The organism is Massilia sp. BKSP1R2A-1 (genome assembly GCF_050586525.1).
GTDB lineage: Bacteria > Pseudomonadota > Gammaproteobacteria > Burkholderiales > Burkholderiaceae_D > Telluria.
In genome coordinates this window covers 105,301-122,303 of sequence record NZ_JBOBRE010000004.1, presented here as the reverse complement: position 1 = coordinate 122,303, position 17,003 = coordinate 105,301, and the positions used below count along the sequence as shown (strand labels likewise).

Annotated in this window: 15 protein-coding genes; 4 read left to right on the top strand and 11 right to left on the bottom strand. The window is 64.4% G+C overall.

What is annotated here, in order from left to right; all coding sequences use genetic code 11:
* Positions 1–14 precede the first annotated feature (14 nt).
* From ACQ7JA_RS07970 to ACQ7JA_RS07940, 7 genes are all read right to left on the bottom strand, one after another.
* Positions 15–1,313: a DUF3426 domain-containing protein gene (locus ACQ7JA_RS07970; protein ID WP_430896352.1), complete on the bottom strand. Its 1,299-nt coding sequence runs from the start codon at positions 1,311–1,313 to the stop codon at positions 15–17.
* A 3-nt stretch (positions 1,314–1,316) separates the two neighbouring features.
* Positions 1,317–2,273, bottom strand: a complete 957-nt coding sequence (gene prmA, locus ACQ7JA_RS07965) for a 50S ribosomal protein L11 methyltransferase (protein ID WP_430896350.1) — start codon at positions 2,271–2,273, stop codon at positions 1,317–1,319.
* Positions 2,270–3,670 carry an acetyl-CoA carboxylase biotin carboxylase subunit gene (gene accC, locus ACQ7JA_RS07960; protein ID WP_430896348.1) on the bottom strand — a complete coding sequence of 467 codons (1,401 nt, stop codon included), beginning with the start codon at positions 3,668–3,670 and terminating at the stop codon, positions 2,270–2,272. Before accC ends, prmA begins: the two co-directional genes overlap by 4 nt.
* Positions 3,671–3,776: 106 nt before the next feature.
* Positions 3,777–4,250 (bottom strand): acetyl-CoA carboxylase biotin carboxyl carrier protein, encoded by a 474-nt coding sequence (accB, locus tag ACQ7JA_RS07955; protein ID WP_430896346.1) that lies wholly within the window; start codon positions 4,248–4,250, stop codon positions 3,777–3,779.
* A gap of 90 nt (positions 4,251–4,340) precedes the next feature.
* Entirely contained in the window at positions 4,341–4,778 is a 438-nt protein-coding gene (gene aroQ, locus ACQ7JA_RS07950) for a type II 3-dehydroquinate dehydratase (protein WP_430896344.1), read from the bottom strand.
* 163 nt (positions 4,779–4,941) lie between these two features.
* Positions 4,942–5,496 (bottom strand): redoxin family protein, encoded by a 555-nt coding sequence (locus tag ACQ7JA_RS07945; protein ID WP_430896342.1) that lies wholly within the window; start codon positions 5,494–5,496, stop codon positions 4,942–4,944.
* The gene (locus tag ACQ7JA_RS07940) at positions 5,493–6,125 is read right to left on the bottom strand and encodes a hypothetical protein (protein WP_430896829.1); all 633 of its coding nucleotides are present in this window, start codon (positions 6,123–6,125) and stop codon (positions 5,493–5,495) included. The genes ACQ7JA_RS07945 and ACQ7JA_RS07940 overlap by 4 nt, the downstream gene beginning before the upstream one ends.
* Before the next feature lie 88 nt (positions 6,126–6,213).
* Here ACQ7JA_RS07940 and mpl point away from each other — a divergent pair, with 88 nt between their 5' ends.
* From mpl to ACQ7JA_RS07920, 4 genes are read left to right on the top strand one after another with little or no spacing between them, the layout of a single operon-like run.
* Complete coding sequence (gene mpl / locus ACQ7JA_RS07935) at positions 6,214–7,581, top strand: UDP-N-acetylmuramate:L-alanyl-gamma-D-glutamyl-meso-diaminopimelate ligase (protein WP_430896340.1); 1,368 nt, start codon at positions 6,214–6,216, stop codon at positions 7,579–7,581.
* Positions 7,578–8,153 (top strand): YqiA/YcfP family alpha/beta fold hydrolase, encoded by a 576-nt coding sequence (locus ACQ7JA_RS07930; protein ID WP_430896338.1) that lies wholly within the window; start codon positions 7,578–7,580, stop codon positions 8,151–8,153. Before mpl ends, ACQ7JA_RS07930 begins: the two co-directional genes overlap by 4 nt.
* On the top strand, positions 8,150–8,731 hold the full coding sequence (locus ACQ7JA_RS07925; protein WP_430896335.1) for a chorismate--pyruvate lyase family protein: 582 nt from the start codon (positions 8,150–8,152) through the stop codon (positions 8,729–8,731). The genes ACQ7JA_RS07930 and ACQ7JA_RS07925 overlap by 4 nt, the downstream gene beginning before the upstream one ends.
* Position 8,732: 1 nt before the next feature.
* Complete coding sequence (locus ACQ7JA_RS07920) at positions 8,733–10,784, top strand: ribonuclease catalytic domain-containing protein (RefSeq protein WP_430896333.1); 2,052 nt, start codon at positions 8,733–8,735, stop codon at positions 10,782–10,784.
* A gap of 93 nt (positions 10,785–10,877) precedes the next feature.
* Here ACQ7JA_RS07920 and ACQ7JA_RS07915 read toward each other — a convergent pair whose 3' ends face one another.
* The 4 genes from ACQ7JA_RS07915 to ACQ7JA_RS07900 form a co-directional block, all read right to left on the bottom strand.
* The gene (locus ACQ7JA_RS07915) at positions 10,878–11,138 is read right to left on the bottom strand and encodes a PAAR domain-containing protein (RefSeq protein WP_430896331.1); all 261 of its coding nucleotides are present in this window, start codon (positions 11,136–11,138) and stop codon (positions 10,878–10,880) included.
* A 25-nt stretch (positions 11,139–11,163) separates the two neighbouring features.
* Complete coding sequence (locus ACQ7JA_RS07910; RefSeq protein ID WP_430896329.1) at positions 11,164–12,846, bottom strand: type VI lipase adapter Tla3 domain-containing protein; 1,683 nt, start codon at positions 12,844–12,846, stop codon at positions 11,164–11,166.
* Positions 12,847–12,944: 98 nt separating this feature from the next.
* On the bottom strand, positions 12,945–15,245 hold the full coding sequence (locus tag ACQ7JA_RS07905) for a T6SS effector phospholipase Tle3 domain-containing protein (RefSeq protein WP_430896327.1): 2,301 nt from the start codon (positions 15,243–15,245) through the stop codon (positions 12,945–12,947).
* A gap of 101 nt (positions 15,246–15,346) precedes the next feature.
* Positions 15,347–16,975 (bottom strand): type VI lipase adapter Tla3 domain-containing protein, encoded by a 1,629-nt coding sequence (locus ACQ7JA_RS07900; protein ID WP_430896325.1) that lies wholly within the window; start codon positions 16,973–16,975, stop codon positions 15,347–15,349.
* Between the last annotated feature and the right edge of the window lie 28 nt (positions 16,976–17,003).

Genomic DNA, 17,003 nt, shown 5'->3' with positions numbered 1-17,003 from the left:
AAGAAGGATAACAATCAAGGATAGAAGACCGCGATATGGTAACCCGACGGCGCCGGGTCCTCGACACGGAAGTGCAGCTTGACGGCCTGCTCGCTGCGCGCGGCGAAGCCGGCCGCCAGTTGCGGGCCGGCGGGGAGATAGTCGCGCGGACCGAACACGCGGCGCACCAGCGGCTTGTCGTCGGCGTCCGACAGCGTGAGCTCGAGGCTGGGCCAGGCCTGGACCTGCTCGCCCTGGTTGCGCAGCAGGGTCGTGAAGGTATAGGCGTTGCCGCCCAGCGTGGTCAGCTCGCCGGTTTCCACCACCAGCTGCTCGATCCGGGCCGGCAGTTCGACGCGGCAGCCGAGCAGGGCGCAGGCGGAGACCAGCGCCGGCTTGAGGCCCGGATAGCGCGCCGCCAGCGTATTGCGGAACGTGGACACGGCTTGCAAGGCGAGCACCAGCAGCAGCACGAGGCTGCCGACGATCATGGCGATGCGCACGGCCTTGCCCGAGCGTTCGCGCTGGCGGCCGCGGCGCACGAACTCCGGCTCGTCGCTCTCCGGCACGCGCAGCTTGGGCGGCTCGATTTTCGTCGGCGTCAGCTTGGAGCGGCGTGCGGCGCGCGCCTCCTGGGCCTTGGCGCGCGGCGTGCGCGGCGCCACGGGCGGCGCGCTCGGCGGGGCCGGCATGGTGACGGTGGCGGGGCCGGACTCGCGCAGCAGCAGCGGGGCGCCTTCGGCGGCTTTCGCCAGGGATCGGGGAGGCGCGGACACCTCCTCGCTGTCGTCGCGGACGGGCGCGGCGACCAGCTCTTCGTCCACCGGCAGCTCGGCGACAGGCTGCGGCGCGGGTTCGGGTTCCGGCACCGTCTCGGGCACCGGCTCCGGTTCGGGCTCGATGACCGGTTCGATCTCGGGCGGCGTCTCCGGCGGCGTGGGCGGTTCGGGTTCGATGACCGGCTCGGGCTCGGGTTCGGGAACGGGAATCTCCGGCTCGGGCAGGTCGACCACCAGCACCTCGTCTTCGTCACGCGCTTCGTCCTCGCTGCTCACCTGCGGAATGATGCCGAAGGGTGCGAAGGTGCGGTCGAATTCGAGGGTGAAGATCGGGTCCTCTTCCGTTGCCGCGGCGGGTGGTTCCGGCTCAGGCGCCGGTGCGGGTGGAGGAGGGGGAGGGACGGGAGCCGCGGCGGCCAGGTCGACCAGCGCGGTATTCCCGTCGAAGACGCCCTGGCAGGCGCCGCAGCGCACAATGCCCCCTCGCAGCTTGAGCTGGTCCGCGGCGACGCGGAAGGTCGTGCCGCAGTGGGGGCATTGGGTGGCGAGCGCCATGCGTCAGCCGGCAGTGGCGGAACGCGGCGCGGGTGCGGTGTCCTGGCCGAGTGTCCCGTGAAGGGCGACCCAGCCGTCCTGCTCGGCCCAGACGCCCAGCTTGATGAAAGGTGCGTAGGCGGCGGCCACTTCCTCGGCCTGGCGCGCCAGCACGCCCGACAGAATCAAGCTACCGCCGGGCGCCACGCGGCCCGACAGCATCGGCGCCATCAGCTTCAATGGGCTCGACAGGATGTTGGCCACCACGATGTCGAACTGGCCTTTCGCATGGCGCTCGTTCGGCGCTACGGCGAAATCGTCCGGCAGGTAGTAGTCGATGCTGACATTGTTACGCTCGGCATTGCTGCGCGCCGATTCGATGGCTTGCGGGTCGATGTCGACGCCGGCCACGTCCGCTGCGCCCAGCTTCTTGGCGACCATCGCCAGGATGCCCGAGCCGCAGCCGTAGTCCAGCACCGACTTGCCGGGCGCCGGATGCGCTTCCAGCCACTCCATGCACAGGCGGGTGGTCGGATGGCTGCCGGTGCCGAAGGCCAGGCCGGGATCCAGCTCGAGGATGAGCCCATTCGGGTCCGGCGCTTCGTGCCAGCTCGGCACGACCCAGATGTTCTTGCCGATGTGGATGGGCTTGAACTGCGACTGGGTCAGGCGCACCCAGTCGGCGTCCGCCACCGCGCGGGTGGTGAAGGAGGGCACGACGGGCAGCTTGATGGCGTTGGCGGCTTCCTGCACGATCGCGAACTGGTCCGCGTCGGTGTCGGTCAGCGCGACGACGCGCGAGTGGTCCCACGCGGCTTCGGTGGGTTCCATGCCCGGCTCGCCGAACAGCGGTTTTTCCGCCTCCGTGCCTTCGTCCGCGTCTTCCACCGAGACCGACAGGGCGCCCGCTTCCATCAGGGCGTCCGACAGCGCCTCGGCGTGATCGCGCGCTACTTCGATGACGACTTCCGTCCAGCTCATGCGTCGACCTTGGTGTCCGATTTCGAACCGATGCCACCTTCCTTCGGCAGGTCCGGCTTCGAGGCCAGCTTGTGCTCCAGGTAGTGGATGTTGGTGCCGCCCTCGATGAAGCGGGCGTCGACCATCAGCTCACGGTGCAGCGGGATATTGGTGAGGATACCTTCAACCACCATTTCCGAGAGCGCGATTTGCATGCGGCGGATGGCCTGCTCGCGCGTCGCACCATAGGAAATTACCTTGCCAATCATCGAGTCGTAATGAGGTGGAACATAGTATCCCGCATACGAGTGTGAATCGACACGGATGCCGGGACCGCCCGGCGGGTGCCAGCCGGTGATGCGGCCGGGCGACGGGGTGAACTTGAACGGGTCTTCCGCATTGATGCGGCACTCGATCGCGTGGCCCGACAGCATGATGTCGCGCTGCTTGAAGCGCAGCTTCTCGCCGCAGGCGATGCGGATCTGTTCCTGCACGATGTCGATCCCGGTGATCATCTCGGTGACCGGGTGTTCGACCTGCACGCGGGTGTTCATCTCGATGAAGTAGAACTCGCCGTTCTCGTACAGGAATTCGAAGGTGCCCGCGCCGCGGTAGCCGATCTTGCGGCAGGCTTCGGCGCAGCGGTCGCCGATCTTCTCGATCAGCTTGCGCGGGATGCCCGGCGCCGGCGCTTCCTCGATGACCTTCTGGTGGCGGCGCTGCATCGAGCAGTCGCGTTCGCCCAGCCAGACGGCCTGCTTGTGTTCGTCGGCGAGCACCTGGATTTCCACGTGACGCGGATTTTCCAGGAACTTCTCCATATAGACTTCCGGATTGCCGAAGGCGGTGCCGGCTTCGGTCTTGGTCATCTGCACCGCGCCCAGCAGGGCGGCTTCGGTGTGGACCACGCGCATGCCGCGGCCACCGCCGCCGCCGGCGGCCTTGATGATGACCGGGTAGCCGATGCGGCGCGCGGTCTGGATGATTTCCTTCGGATCGTCGGGCAGGGCGCCGTCCGAACCCGGCACGCAGGGCACGCCGGCCTTGATCATCGCCTGCTTGGCCGAGACCTTGTCGCCCATCAGGCGGATCGAGTCGGAACGCGGGCCGATGAAGACGAAGCCCGACTTCTCGACGCGCTCGGCGAAGTCGGCGTTCTCCGACAGGAAGCCATAGCCCGGGTGGATAGCCTCGGCGTCCGTCACTTCGGCGGCGCTGATAATCGCCGGCATGTTCAGGTAGCTGAGCGCCGACTGGGCCGGGCCGATGCAGACGGATTCGTCCGCCAGCTTCACGTACTTGGCGTCCTTGTCCGCCTCGGAGTGAACGACGACCGTCTTGATGCCCAGCTCGCGGCAAGCGCGCTGGATACGCAGCGCGATTTCACCACGGTTGGCGATGAGGATTTTTTCAAACATGGTAGGTTCGGTGTTTCAGTGAAAACCGGCGCAGCTCAAGAACAAAGCAGGCGCCGGACACGACATGAATGGGCTGGCGGCAGGACGCCGCCGGGCCGGAGGGTACTTAGCCGATGACGAACAGCGGCTGGCCGAATTCAACCGGCTGGCCGTTTTCCACGAGGATCTTGGTGACCGTGCCGGCGACGTCGGCATCGATCTCGTTCAGGAGCTTCATTGCTTCGATGATGCACAGGGTGTCGCCCGACTTGATGCTCTGGCCGACTTCGACAAAAGCAGCCGCGCCCGGAGCCGAGGAGCGGTAGAAGGTGCCGACCATCGGCGACTTCACGACGTGGCCGGTTTCGGCGGCGGCTGCGGGAGCGGCGCTTGGCGCGGCTGCAGCCGGGGCAGGGGCTTGCTGGACGGCCGGCGCGGCGTATTGCTGCACGCCTTGCTGCGGCAGCATGACCATCTGATTCTGCGGGATTGCGGAGGACTTGACGATGCGGACCTTGCTTTCGCCTTCGGTCACTTCGAGCTCGGCGATGTCCGATTCGGCGACCAGGTCGATCAAGGTCTTGAGTTTTCTGAGATCCATGTGAAACCCCTTGGAATTATTCGTTTTAGAGAGCCGGCAGCGCGCCGATGGGTAGGTGCGCTCCCCGCTGATACATGAAGTTGACGTAGATTAACGCGATTTAAGCGCAAAGTCGATGGCAAACCGGTATCCATCAGCCCCCAATCCGCAGATCACGCCTTGCGCGATCGCAGAGAGGTACGAGTGATGCCGGAAGGACTCGCGGGCATGCACATTCGAGATGTGCACTTCCACGAAAGGTATCGCCACCGCCGCGAGCGCATCGCGCAAGGCCACGCTGGTATGGGTCAGGCCGCCAGGGTTGATGACGATCGCGTCCACGCCTTCGTCGCGCGCGGCGTGGATGCGGTCGATCAGGGCTCCTTCATGGTTGCTCTGGAAGCTGGCCAATGTCGCACCTGCCGCCTGTGCCTGGGCCACCGCCGCCGTCTCGATGTCGGACAGCGTCGTCGCGCCGTACACCGCCGGCTCCCGGGTCCCCAATAAATTGAGGTTGGGGCCGTTGAGCAGCAGTAGCTTTTTCGCCATGTTGAAGAGTCTGGAACGCCCGAAAGGAAGGCATTGTGCCGCCAAGCTCGGCTGTTGGCAAGCAGTAAAATTGTGCGGCGATAGGCGCATAATCGCCGATATTCCGAATAGAACGATCGTTCGCAGGCGCCGGGTTTCAATTACGTAAAACCCGGCTTGCGCATTACAACTTCGCGAGATCAGCGCGCAATTCGTCGAATTTCAATTTGCCGAGATAGGTTTTCTTCACCTGTCCATCGGCGCCGATCAATACAGTATAGGGCAGCCCCCCTGCAGTATTACCAAACTCCCGCGACAGTTCCGTCCCGCCCATGCCCGCCACGTACAAAGGGTAGGCAATCTTCAGCTTGGCCGCGAATTCCTTCATGTTCGACGGCGAATCGATGCCGATGCCGATCACGTTAAACGTTTTGCCGCCATCCTTGCCGGCCAGTTCGGACAGTTCCGGCATCTCCTGCACGCACGGAGCGCACCAGGTTGCCCAGAAATTCACCAGCAGCGGCTTGCCCTTCCACTTGGCCAGTGCCTGCGGGGCGCCGTCGAGGTCGTTCAGCGACTGCCTGTACAGATTGTCCACCGCCGTGTGCGGCTTGCCGCCCGTCGGGGCGATCGCGGTGGTGATGGGGGGAGGATCTTTCTTGTTGATGGCGACCAGTGCGCCCATGATGCCAAACATGGCGGCAACGGCCGCGTAGGCGGCCACGTGTTTCTTGTTCATTCGTCCTGTTCCAAAGTCTCATTATTTGCCATCAGCGCGCGCAGCCCGGCTGCGTCGACCCGCTGCAGGCGGCCATCCCCACGCGGCTTCAAGGCGCCGCGTAAATCGTGAAAATCATACAACTCGGCATGAATAGTTTCCTTATGCCACATGAAGCTCACGGTTTCAACCGGATCGTGGCGGCCGCCCTTGAAATGGGGCGTTTCGGAGATCTCTATATTGACGTTCCGGTTGAGGAGATAAATCTCGACTTCCTTGGCGCTGTCGGCGAAGAGCTGCAGGTGGATGTCGTCGTGCTCGCCGGCCGTGCCGTTGAGGACGGGGCCGGTGAGGTAGGGACGGAAGTCGGCGAGCTGGTCCATCACCTGCAGGGCGGTCTCGCGCATGGCGTTCAGGCGCACGGCATGGCCGGGGCCGCCGAACAGGCTCTGGTATTTACGAACCTCGTCCTCGATCTGGAGATTGTCGGGCATCAGGTTGGGGGCCGGGCGGTCCACGCCGAGCACCTGGCGGGCGGCTTTGCGGCGGGCGGTGTCGTAGTCGGCGCCATCCTGGGCAACCATGCGCGCCGCACCTGCAGCGATTTCTGCGCGCAACTGGAGTACATCATTGTTCTGTGTCGGCATGATGGCTGAATCATACTCTTGAACGGAAAATGACAGCGGGTCGGGTAAAATCGCGTATTCGCTCTTTTCGACCTGCACTTTCTTCCACGACATGCACATTCATATTCTCGGTATCTGCGGCACCTTCATGGGTGGCCTGGCGGTCCTGGCCAAGGAAGCCGGCCACCGTGTCACTGGGTGCGACGCCAACGTCTATCCCCCGATGAGCACCCAGCTGGAAGCGCAGGGGATCGAACTGATCCAGGGCTATGGCCCGGAGCAGGTGTCGCTCAACCCCGACCTGTACGTGATCGGCAACGTCATGACGCGCGGGAATCCGCTGATCGAAGAGATCCTGAACCGCGGCCTGCCTTATGTGTCCGGCCCGCAGTGGATCGGCGAGCACATCCTGCGCGAAAAATGGGTGCTGGCCGTGGCCGGCACGCACGGCAAGACCACGACCACCTCGATGCTGGCCTGGATCCTGGAAGACGCGGGCTATGCGCCGGGCTTTCTGATCGGCGGCGTGCCGATGAACTTCGGCGTGTCGGCCCGCCTGCATGGCGACAAGCCGAGCGACTTCTTCGTGATCGAGGCGGACGAGTACGACACCGCCTTCTTCGACAAGCGCAGCAAGTTCGTCCACTACCACGCGAAAACCGCGGTGCTGAACAACCTGGAATACGACCACGCCGACATCTTCCCGGACATCGGCGCCATCGAGACCCAGTTCCACCACCTGGTGCGCACCGTGCCGGGCGTGGGCCGCCTGGTCGTCAACGGCGACGAAGCCTCGCTCGCCCGCGTCATCAAGCGCGGCTGCTGGAGCGAAAAGGAAACCTTCGGCATCTCCGACGGCGTAAACTGGACCATGGTCGAGCACCAGGGCGGCAGCTTCGACGTGCTGTTCAACGGAGATGTCCAAGGCACCGTGCACTGGGAGCTCACCGGCCACCACAACCGCTCGAACGCGCTGGCCGCGATCGCCGCCGCCCGCCACGTGGGCGTGCCGACCTCGCAGGCCATCGCCGCCCTGTCGCGCTTCCAGAGCGTGAAGCGCCGCATGGAAGTGCGCGGCAAGGTCAATGACATCACCGTCTACGACGACTTCGCCCATCACCCGACCGCGATCGCGACCACTGTCGGCGGCCTGCGCCAGAAGATCGGGACCACCGGCCGCATCCTGGCCGTGCTGGAACCGCGCTCGAACACCATGAAGCTGGGCGCCATGAAGGATGCGCTGCCGGGCAGCCTGAAGGACGCCGACCTGGTGTTCGGCTTCGGCAGCCAGCAGGCGCTGGGCTGGTCGCTGGCCGACGCCCTGAAACCGCTGGGCGGCATCGCCCACAGCTTCGACCAGCTCGACTACATGGTGCAGGCCATCGTGCAGGCGGCCCAGCCGGGCGACCACATCCTCGTGATGAGCAACGGCGGCTTCGGCGGCGTGCACCAGAAACTGCTGGACGCGCTGGCTCCATGATTTTGTACTTGCACGGCTTCCGCTCCTCGCCGAAGTCCTTCAAGGCGCGGGTGGTGCAGAAGGCATTGGAAGACGCCGGCCGCGCGCACGAGCTGATCTGCCCGCAGCTGCCGGCGTCGCCGAAAGAGGCGATGGCCCTCAGCCTGCTGCTGGCCGAGCGGTATGCGCCGGATAATCTGTCCATCGTCGGCTCCTCGCTGGGCGGCTTCTACGCCACCTGGCTGGCCGAGCGACTGGGCGTGCGCGCCGTGCTGCTCAACCCCTCCGTGAATCCGCTCAAGAACCTCGAGCACCACGTGGGCGTGACCACGGCCTGGCACTCCGATGAACCTTTCGAGTTCCGCCGCGAATACATCGACGAGCTGGCCGCGCTGCGGGTCGAAACGATCACGCGGCCGGAACGCTATTTCCTGATTGCCGCGACCGGCGACGAAGTGCTCGACTACCGCGACATGGTGGCGCACTACGCGGGCGCCAGGCAGCACGTGATCGAGGGCAGCGACCATGCGATCTCGGAATTCCCTCAGTACGTCGACGAAGTGCTGGCCTTCTGCGCAGGCTCGGTCCAGTGAGGAGCGGGTCTCTGCGACTGGCGGCCTGGCAGCCGCACGCCGGCGCCGTGCGTGCGCCGGCAACGATGCGCGACTGGCTGACCACCGAAGGCTCGCTGACGGCGCGCCTGATCGCCCACAGCGAGCGTTTCAGGGTGCGTCGCCTGCACCAGAGAAGCGCCGTCTGCCTGGCGGACGAGGCGCGCGCCATCGGCCTGCCGCGCCCCGAGCGGGTATGGGAGCGCGAGGTGCTGCTCGAATGCGACGGCAAGCCGGCGGTCTTCGGCCATACGGTGGTGCCCACAAGCTGCACGGCCAGCGACTGGCCCCTGTTTTCGGCGCTGGGCGAACGTTCGCTCGGCACCACGCTCTTCTACGACCCGCTGGTGCGGCGCGGCCAGCTGGAATTCGCGCGCATCCGCGCGGGCCATCCGCTGTTTGCACGCGTGCGCGCGGCCATCGGCGGGACGGACGACACGATTTACCATGCGCGGCGCTGCGTCTATCGCCGCCATCAAGGCCTGCTCCTGGTCACCGAGGTATTCTTGCCCGAGGTCTTGACTCTGCAGCCGGCCAAACCCAAACAGAACACGACATAATATGAACGTATTTTTTGAAGAGTCGGGCGACTTCAAGGTCGGCACCGTGCTGTCGCAGGCGGGCGAGGCCTACCAGGTGGAGCTGGCCAGCGGCAAGCGCAGCAAGGTCAAGGCCAAGGACGTGCTGATCCAGTTCGCCAATCCCGAGCCGGAAGCATTGATGAGCGCCGCGAAGGCCATCGCCGCCGAGGTCGACCTCGACTTCCTGTGGGAAGTCGCGGGCCAGGAGGAATTCGGCTTCGCGGAACTCGGCGCCGAATATTTCGGCCATGCGCCGCTGCCGTCCGAGGCGGCCGGCCTGGTGCTGGCCCTGCACGCGGCGCCGATCTACTTCCACAAGAAGGGCCGCGGACGCTACAAGGCCGCGCCCGAGCAGACTCTCAAGGCGGCCCTGGCCGGCATCGAGAAGAAGAAGCAGCAGGCCATCATCCAGGCCGGCTACGTCGAGGAGCTCAAGGCCGGCAAACTCCCCGCCTCGATGCAGTCGATCGTGCAGCAGCTGTTGTTCAAGCCGGACAAGAACACCATCGAGTACAAGGCGCTCGAAGCCGCCGCTTCCGACATGCAGACCACGGCCCCGCGCCTGATGCTGAACACCGGCGGCCTGGCTTCGCCCAAGGAACTGCACATGGCGCGCTTCCTGTTCGAGCATTTCCCGCGCGGCGCCGGTTTCCCGCAAGTGGAGGTGCCGAAGGCGCCGGCCGACCTGCCGCTGGCCGACGTCGCCGCCTTCTCGATCGACGACGTGACCACGACCGAGATCGACGACGCCTTCTCGGTGGTGAAGCTGGACGACGGCACCGTGCGAGTGGGCATCCACATCGCGGCGCCGGGCCTGGGCATCCGCCCGGACGACGCCATCGACAAGATCGCGCGCGCCCGCATGTCGACCGTCTACATGCCGGGCGATAAGATCACCATGCTGCCGGACGAGGTGGTGAACGCCTTCACCCTGGCCGAAGGGAACGACTGCCCGGCGCTGTCGCTGTACGCCGTGCTGAACCCGCAGGACTGGACCGTGGTCTCGACCACCACCCGCGCCGAGCGCGTGCCGGTGAAATCGAACCTGCGCCACAACGACCTCGATGACCTGGTCAACGAGGAAACCCTGAACAGCGGCGAGGGCGAATATCCGCACAAGGACGAACTGGGCTTCCTGTGGCAGTGGGCGCTGCAGCTGGAAGCGGGCCGCATGAAGAAGCGCGAAGCCTTCGGCCTGAAACCCGAGCAGGCCAACCGCGTCGACTTCAACTTCTACGTCGAAGACGACGTGGTCAGCATCGTGCGCCGCAAGCGCGGCGCGCCGCTCGACAAGATCGTGGCCGAGCTGATGATCTTCGCGAACAGCACCTGGGGCAAGCTGCTGCACGACTCGGGCGTGCCGGGCATCTACCGCTCGCAGGGTCCGGGCGCGGGTGGCTGGAATGCCAAGATCCAGGTCCGCATGGTGACCCACGCCGCCCCGCACCAGGGCCTGGGCGTGGACCAGTACGCGTGGAGCACGTCGCCACTGCGCCGCTACACCGACCTGGTGAACCAGTGGCAGATCCTGGCCTGCGCCGCCAATGGCGTGACCGCGCCGCTGGTGGCCCCGTTCAAGCACCGCGACGCGACGCTGTTCGCCATCGTCTCGAGCTTTGACGCGGCGTATGCGGCCTACAACGACTTCCAGCAGAACATGGAACGCTACTGGTGCCTGCGCTGGCTGGGCCAGGAACAGGCCAAGCAGGTCGATGCCGTGGTGCTGAAGGACGAGATCGTGCGCCTGGTCGAGATTCCGCTGGTGGTGCGCCTGACCGGCATGCCCTCGGCGCCCCGCGGTGCCCAGGTCAAGCTCGATATCGTGCGCTGGGACGAAGTCGACCTGTCGCTGGAAGCGCGCCTGCTTGAGGTGGCGGCGGTGGCGCCGGATGCCTCGCTCGAACTCGAGGAAGAGGAAGAGGGCGATACCGGGGAAGCGGCGCTGGCCGAAGTCGTGGAGGCGGAGGGTGTGGTTGCCGCCGTCACGACGGAAGATGGCGTCGAGGTGCCCGCCAACGCGGGAACAGCCTAATACGTAGGGTGGACGGCTCCGCCGTCCGCGCGTTCAAACCATGCATGAACGCGGGGCAAGGACCGCTCATTCTACGAACTGACTTCCTGCAGATCAACTGCAGGTCAGGTGCGGATCCGCCGGCAGCAGGGTAGCGCCGCAACTGGTTTTGTGTCCCTCGTATGCTGCGCGCACGCCGTCGATGGTGTGGCGTGCTTCCCCCTCGATGATGCTACCAGGGCCGTGGATCGGGCAACTGGTCTTGTCGCCGATCCGGGCGACAGCGACTCCTCTCACTGTGAAATGAGTCGCGGCAACCTCCACGACCTTTCCACCATGGCTAGTAGTGTCGTTCAGACGAATGATCTTGCGCATGGAGCCTCCAGGGCGTGATATCGGTTTACTGATAATTGCCGGGATCGATATTGGGCGTTCCGCGATGTGCGAACACGTCGCCGCCACGAGGGTGCCTCTGGTTCTTGCGCTGCTCGTCCGTGGGCGGGCTGATCAGGACGATGCTGGCCTCGTCTTCGCCGCGCAGATTGACGGCGGCACTCACGCCGCCGTCCCGGTAACTACCCATCACACCAATCGCCATCTGCACGAATAGGGTAGCGGCGCCGGTATCGCCCAGGCGCTTGTCGGTATCGATGAACCGGCTCGACTTGCTGCTGTCGATCTCGGGACCGCCAGCCGCAGCCTGGGCATCGAGTACGCCGTGCAGGGCGATTAGTTGAGCGGCCTTGCCGCCGGTGGCGACGACCACGCGCGCCGCGCCATCCTTGCGCCGGGCTTCGGGCAGGTTCTGGAGCGCGGCTTGCCAGCCGGCCTGCAGCAGCTTTTGCCGCTCGGCACGCCGGGTCACCGGCTTGCCATATTCGTCGGTAAATTTCACGAAGACCGGACGGTGCAGGTAGCCAAGCGTAGGGAGGCGGTCGAAGGTCTCGAGCTGCTCGCGGTTCCAGGGAATCGGGAACCAGGGAGTCGGCTTCCAGTCCTTTGGCGGGTAGTGTTTGAACGGATTGACCGTGGCCAGCATGCCGCTGACGCCGGTGCCGCGCAGATCGGGGCGCTGGGTAAAAGCGGCGGCGGCTTCGAGCCATTCGCTGATCAGGGGCTGGCGCTCGCCGTGGGGGTTGTACAGTTCCTGCCGAGTCATGTCGGCCCCGATTTGTGTCGGCGTCTGCAAGGCTTGCTTGCGCATCCAATTCGGAACAGACGCCCTCATGTTGCCGTACATCCAGCGGAACTCATTCTGTACGAAATCGTTTTCCGGATCGTCCCACACGAAGGGCCGCACCGGGTCGACGCGCTCGCGACGGGCCAGCACGAAGAGAGCGGAGGCATCCGGTTTTTCGGTCACGTAGTTGCCGTCCTTGAGCAGGCGCGGCGTACCTGGCGGCCGATTGCTGTCGCGCGTACCAAGACTATCTTCCGAATTCAACACGATGTAGGGCACGTCTGGGTTCGCATCGAAAAAATCGAACACGTCCTCGAGGATGCGATCGGGCTGCTCACCAAAGCGGCGTGGGCCCACTACGAACAGGTGCCAGGCCATGCCGGCGCCGATCGCACCGCCCGCGAGGCCAGGGGTAGGGCTTTCGGGAGTATCGGCGCGGCCTTCATTGTGCGCCTCGGGCTCGGCGTTGAAAACGGGGATCGCGAAATACATGGGTGTGAACGAAGCCCCGTTTTCGAGCGCATCGCCGCCGCGTTCGCCGCTCAGTCCACCCTTGTCACTCTCACTCCATGGGTACTTTTTAGGGTCCTGCTCGCGAATCGTGACATGTGGATTGCCGGCCTGCAGCGCTTCCCACAGCTTGCCCTGGCGGTACTTGTCTAGTGTGACACCAAGTCCGATGATTTCGAGTACGTATTCGCGCTTTTGCTGTTCGCTCAGGTTTGCTGCTTGGGCCTGGAGCGTCTCATTACGCTGCGCCGGACTCTCGCCTTTCGACATCTTCACCCAATATACGCCGAACAGTGTTACTACCAGCACAACCGGTCCCAGCACCCACCATAGAATTCGATTTCCCATCGTCTGCTCCCTTAGAGTTAAGCTTGCCGGCTCGATGACAGTCATTACGAAAGCAGTCCAGATCGGGATTAAGATAAAAAGCGCCAAAATAGCGCCGCTGAGGTATTTCCATGTCTTAACTCTACGGGTCAACTCCGTGGTCCTCATCGCGCCTCCCTTTTTACTCCTTGCGTCGCCGGTCGACTGACAGCAATCCGATTCCCTGCCACCGTTTCGCAGACGACAAGCTTTGGCAAGCCTAAATGCAGGGCAGGCACGCAGGTCGGCAGAATGCCGGACCCATAGTAGGCGGCGTTGCCCATGATTAGCTCCCGGCGCTCGGCCGGTTCGGCGGCCCAATATATGTTGAACTTTTCGACGAATTCATCCCAGCGCATAATAGAAGATCGCCTCTCGGACTTTTTGTCGGTTTGCAGCCGCCAATCCGCCACCGCGCACAGATAGGCGTAGAACGCCGGATCGCTCGACGCTCTCCCTCCGCCGATGGACAGGTCATAGGCCGTCACGTTCCGATGATTCTTCACGCTGCCAAAGATGGAGCCGTGAAAGGACTTCGGGCTGACTTCGTTCTGCCAGCGCCGGCGCGCCTCGTTCGGGCTTTCCTGGATCTGGGCCATGACCTTGCCATTGGTCTGGCGCGTGGCGCCGAGTACCCGGCATCGTGCGTTATCGCCGTCCTTGTCGAGCTTGCGTTCACGGTTGTAGCGTTCTTCAATGCGCTTGCATTCCGCCGGCGGCAGCACCTCGAACTGTTCCGGGTAGCGCGGTGCACCGGACGGGTCGGGTACCTCTTCGTACCGGGAATCAAGCCCCTTGCCACTGGTGATGGCGATCGCGGCGTCGATCGGATCGATCTCTTCGCACGGCCCCTGGTCCTCGGCCGACACCTTGGCCTGCTTCGAGCCCTTTGGGATATTCTTTGGATCGATCTGGCCGCTGCCGCGCAGATCCGCCGGTACCGGCGTGCGTAGGGGTTCGCCGTTGATCGTACGCAGGCCTTCGCGCTTGTCCGCCTCGGACTTCATGAAATCCAGCATGCCAGGCTTCGCGGGCCACGCCACCTCCGGGTGGTGCGTGCGCGCAGTCCGGTTGGCGTCCGCCACGTGCGCGTGGTCGTCTTCGTCCTCGAGGCGCAGGGCGAATTCATGAGGCGCCTGTCCGACCAGCACCGGGGCAACGGCCTTTCTGACCGGATCGTAGCGCTGCTTGGCGGTGAACACCCGCTGGAAAAAGCCTCGACCCAGTTCGGCCAGCGGCTTGCGCTCCTGCTGTTCGGTGGCGACCTGCCTGGTCGAGTTGCCCCAGCCGCCATGCACCTGGCTGTGCCCGTCCTTTGGCACCGCACTGCCGCGCATGAAGTCTGGCACGCCTTGCCAGCCGATCCCTTTCATATTGTCCAGCGCCACCGTCATGTCCTCGGGACAGAAGTAGAGATAAACCTTGCCACGGTTGTCGCGGTCGGCTCCCGCGCTCCACTTCGCGCCGACCATGCCATGGTGCTTCGCGTGATCGGATAACGCGGTGAAGGCGGGCGTCGTATGCTTGCGTGCGGCGACACCCTGCACGATGTTCGCCAGCGTACGCAGGCGCGCATCGAAGGTCTGGCGCGACTTGAGCGAGGCATACTGGCCTTCCATGGCGCGGTCGCTGCCGCTCTTGACGGTTTCCGCTATGCCCAAGAGGGCGGCATGCTCTTCCAGGCTATAAGGGGGATGGGTCAGTATCAGGGTGTCGGCTGGGCGCTTGCCCTCATCGAGCAGGAAGGCCTGGGCAAGAAGGCTGACCAGGCAGCCCTGGCTATGGGCGACGATGTTGACAGCCTCATTGGCGTCGTAGTCGCGGATCATGGCGACCAGGGCGGCCAGGCGCTTGGCGGCAAGCACCATGTACATGCGGCCGGGCGCACTGTAGACAGGGCGAACCGGATCGCCGCCGATATCCACCGGCGAACAGATGCCCCGGTTCCACATGTCCGGCAGGGTGCTGGTGGCGTTGGCAAAGGGACCGCCGCCTTTCGACAGGTCCTTGTCGAGCCGGTTGCCGTAGCGGTCGATACGCTGCCCGTTCTTCGTCCCTGCCTTGTTGAACTCTTCCCGGTAGCCCCAGTAGAACGGGATTACCGGGCTGTGGGTCGCCTCCTGAATGCTGCGTTTGAAGAACACCGCATCCGGATCCGGTTCGACGACGTTCTTGTCCGCCGCGGTCGGCATGCGGTAGCTTCCCGGCACGAAGCGTCCTGGTTTGCCATGCAGGCGATGATCGAGGCCGCCGCACAGTCCTTCCTCGACCGCATTGAAACTGGTCCCGACGTCGTTGACGCCGTGGATGACAATGACGTTGCAGGGAAGGTCGGGCCGCACGTCGACGGTCTTGTCGAACTTGCGGCCGCACTGCAGCACACTGGTGTCGTTTCCGATGCAGCTGGCCTGTCGTGGATAGCGCATGGAGTCTCCTCAGGATTCGTCGCTCAGGATGCGGATGCCGCATCGCGTTCCAGCAAGTCGGCTTTGCCGGCGGCGTCGCTGGTGCCGCTCGAGGACGGGTTCTACCGATAGCTGCCGGGATCGATCGCCGGCGTGCCGCGATGCGCGAACACGTCGCCGCCGCGCGGATGCCTCTGGCTTTTTCTCTGCTCGTCCGTGGGCGGACTGATCAGGACAATGCTGGCCTCGTCTTCGCCGCGCAGATTGACGGCGGCACTCACGCCGCCGTCCCGGTAACTACCCATCACACCAATCGCCATCTGCACGAATAAGGTAGCGGCGCCGGTATCGCCCAGGCGCTTGTCGGTATCGATGAACTGGCTCGACTTGCTGCTGTCGATCTCGGGACCGCCAGCCGCAGCCTGGGCATCGAGTACGCCGTGCAGGGCGATTAGTTGAGCGGCCTTGCCGCCGGTGGCGACGACCACGCGCGCCGCGCCATCCTTGCGCCGGGCTTCGGGCAGGTTCTGGAGCGCGGCTTGCCAGCCGGCCTGCAGCAGCTTTTGCCGCTCGGCACGCCGGGTCACCGGCTTGCCATGTTCGTCGGTAAATTTCACGAAGACCGGACGGTGCAGGTAGCCAAGCGTAGGGAGGCTGTCGAAAGTCTCGAGCTGCTCGCGGTTCCAGGGAATCGGGAACCAGGGCGTCGGTTTCCAGTCCTTGGGCGGGTAGTGTTTGAACGGATTGACCGTGGCCAGCATGCCGCTGACGCCGGTGCCGCGCAGGTCGGGGCGCTGGGTGAAGGCGGCGGCGGCTTCGAGCCATTCGCTGATGAGAGGCTGGCGCTCGAGCTCTCCATATAGCTGCTGGTGCGTCATGTCGGCGCCGACCTGGGCCGGGGTTTGCAGAGCGTGTTTGCGGATCGAATTGGGAACCGCGAACAGTAGCTGGCAGTACATCCAGCGAAATTCCTTTTGCACGAACTCATTGTCCGGATCGTCCCACACGAAAGGCCGCACCGGATCGACGCGCTCGCGCCGTGCCAGCACGAAGAGGGCAGATGCGTCCGGTCTTTCCGTGACATAGTTGCCATTCCTTAGCAGGGATGGCGAATTCGGAGGGCTATTGCTGTCGCGCGTGCCAAGACTGTCTTCCGAGTTCAACACGATGTAGGGCACGTCGGGGTGGGCGTCGAAAAAGGCGAACACGTCCTCAAGGATGCGGTCGGGCCGCTCGCCGAAGCGGCGTGGGCCTACTACGAACAGGTGCCAGGCCATGCCCGCTCCGATCGCGCCGCCGGCCAGGCCAGGCGTAGGGCTTTGGGGGGTATCAGCACGTCCTTCATTGTGTGCCTCTGATTCTGCGTTGAATACTGGCACCGCGAAATACATGGGCGTGAACGACGCCCCGTTCTCAAGAGTATCGCCACCACGTCCGCCACTCATTCCATCCTTGTCCAGCGCACTCCATGGATATTTGTTGGGATCTTGCTCGCGGATTGTGGAATGAGAATTTCCGGCCTGCAGCGCTTCCCAGAGTTTGCCCTGTCGATACTTGTCCAGGGTGACACCGAGTCCGATTACTTCCAGGACGTATTCGCGCTTCTGCTGTTCACTCAGACCTGCGGGCTGCAGCGCTTCACCGTTCTGTGCTGGACCTCCGCTTTTTGACGTCTTCGTCCAGTGCGTACCAAAAAGCGTTGCCACCAGCACGACCGGCCCAAGCACCCACCAGAAGATGCGATTGCCCATTGTCTGCTCCTCCATTGTTAAACTTTTT

Coding starts and splice junctions, on each gene's coding strand:
- ACQ7JA_RS07970 (WP_430896352.1), bottom strand. CDS start 1,313: ATGGCGCTCGCCACCCAATGCCCCCACTGCGGCACGACCTTCCGCGTC.
- prmA (WP_430896350.1), bottom strand. CDS start 2,273: ATGAGCTGGACGGAAGTCGTCATCGAAGTAGCGCGCGATCACGCCGAG.
- accC (WP_430896348.1), bottom strand. CDS start 3,670: ATGTTTGAAAAAATCCTCATCGCCAACCGTGGTGAAATCGCGCTGCGT.
- accB (WP_430896346.1), bottom strand. CDS start 4,250: ATGGATCTCAGAAAACTCAAGACCTTGATCGACCTGGTCGCCGAATCG.
- aroQ (WP_430896344.1), bottom strand. CDS start 4,778: ATGGCGAAAAAGCTACTGCTGCTCAACGGCCCCAACCTCAATTTATTG.
- ACQ7JA_RS07945 (WP_430896342.1), bottom strand. CDS start 5,496: ATGAACAAGAAACACGTGGCCGCCTACGCGGCCGTTGCCGCCATGTTT.
- mpl (WP_430896340.1), top strand. CDS start 6,214: ATGCACATTCATATTCTCGGTATCTGCGGCACCTTCATGGGTGGCCTG.
- ACQ7JA_RS07930 (WP_430896338.1), top strand. CDS start 7,578: ATGATTTTGTACTTGCACGGCTTCCGCTCCTCGCCGAAGTCCTTCAAG.
- ACQ7JA_RS07920 (WP_430896333.1), top strand. CDS start 8,733: ATGAACGTATTTTTTGAAGAGTCGGGCGACTTCAAGGTCGGCACCGTG.
- ACQ7JA_RS07915 (WP_430896331.1), bottom strand. CDS start 11,138: ATGCGCAAGATCATTCGTCTGAACGACACTACTAGCCATGGTGGAAAG.
- ACQ7JA_RS07910 (WP_430896329.1), bottom strand. CDS start 12,846: ATGACTGTCATCGAGCCGGCAAGCTTAACTCTAAGGGAGCAGACGATG.
- ACQ7JA_RS07905 (WP_430896327.1), bottom strand. CDS start 15,245: ATGCGCTATCCACGACAGGCCAGCTGCATCGGAAACGACACCAGTGTG.
- ACQ7JA_RS07900 (WP_430896325.1), bottom strand. CDS start 16,975: ATGGGCAATCGCATCTTCTGGTGGGTGCTTGGGCCGGTCGTGCTGGTG.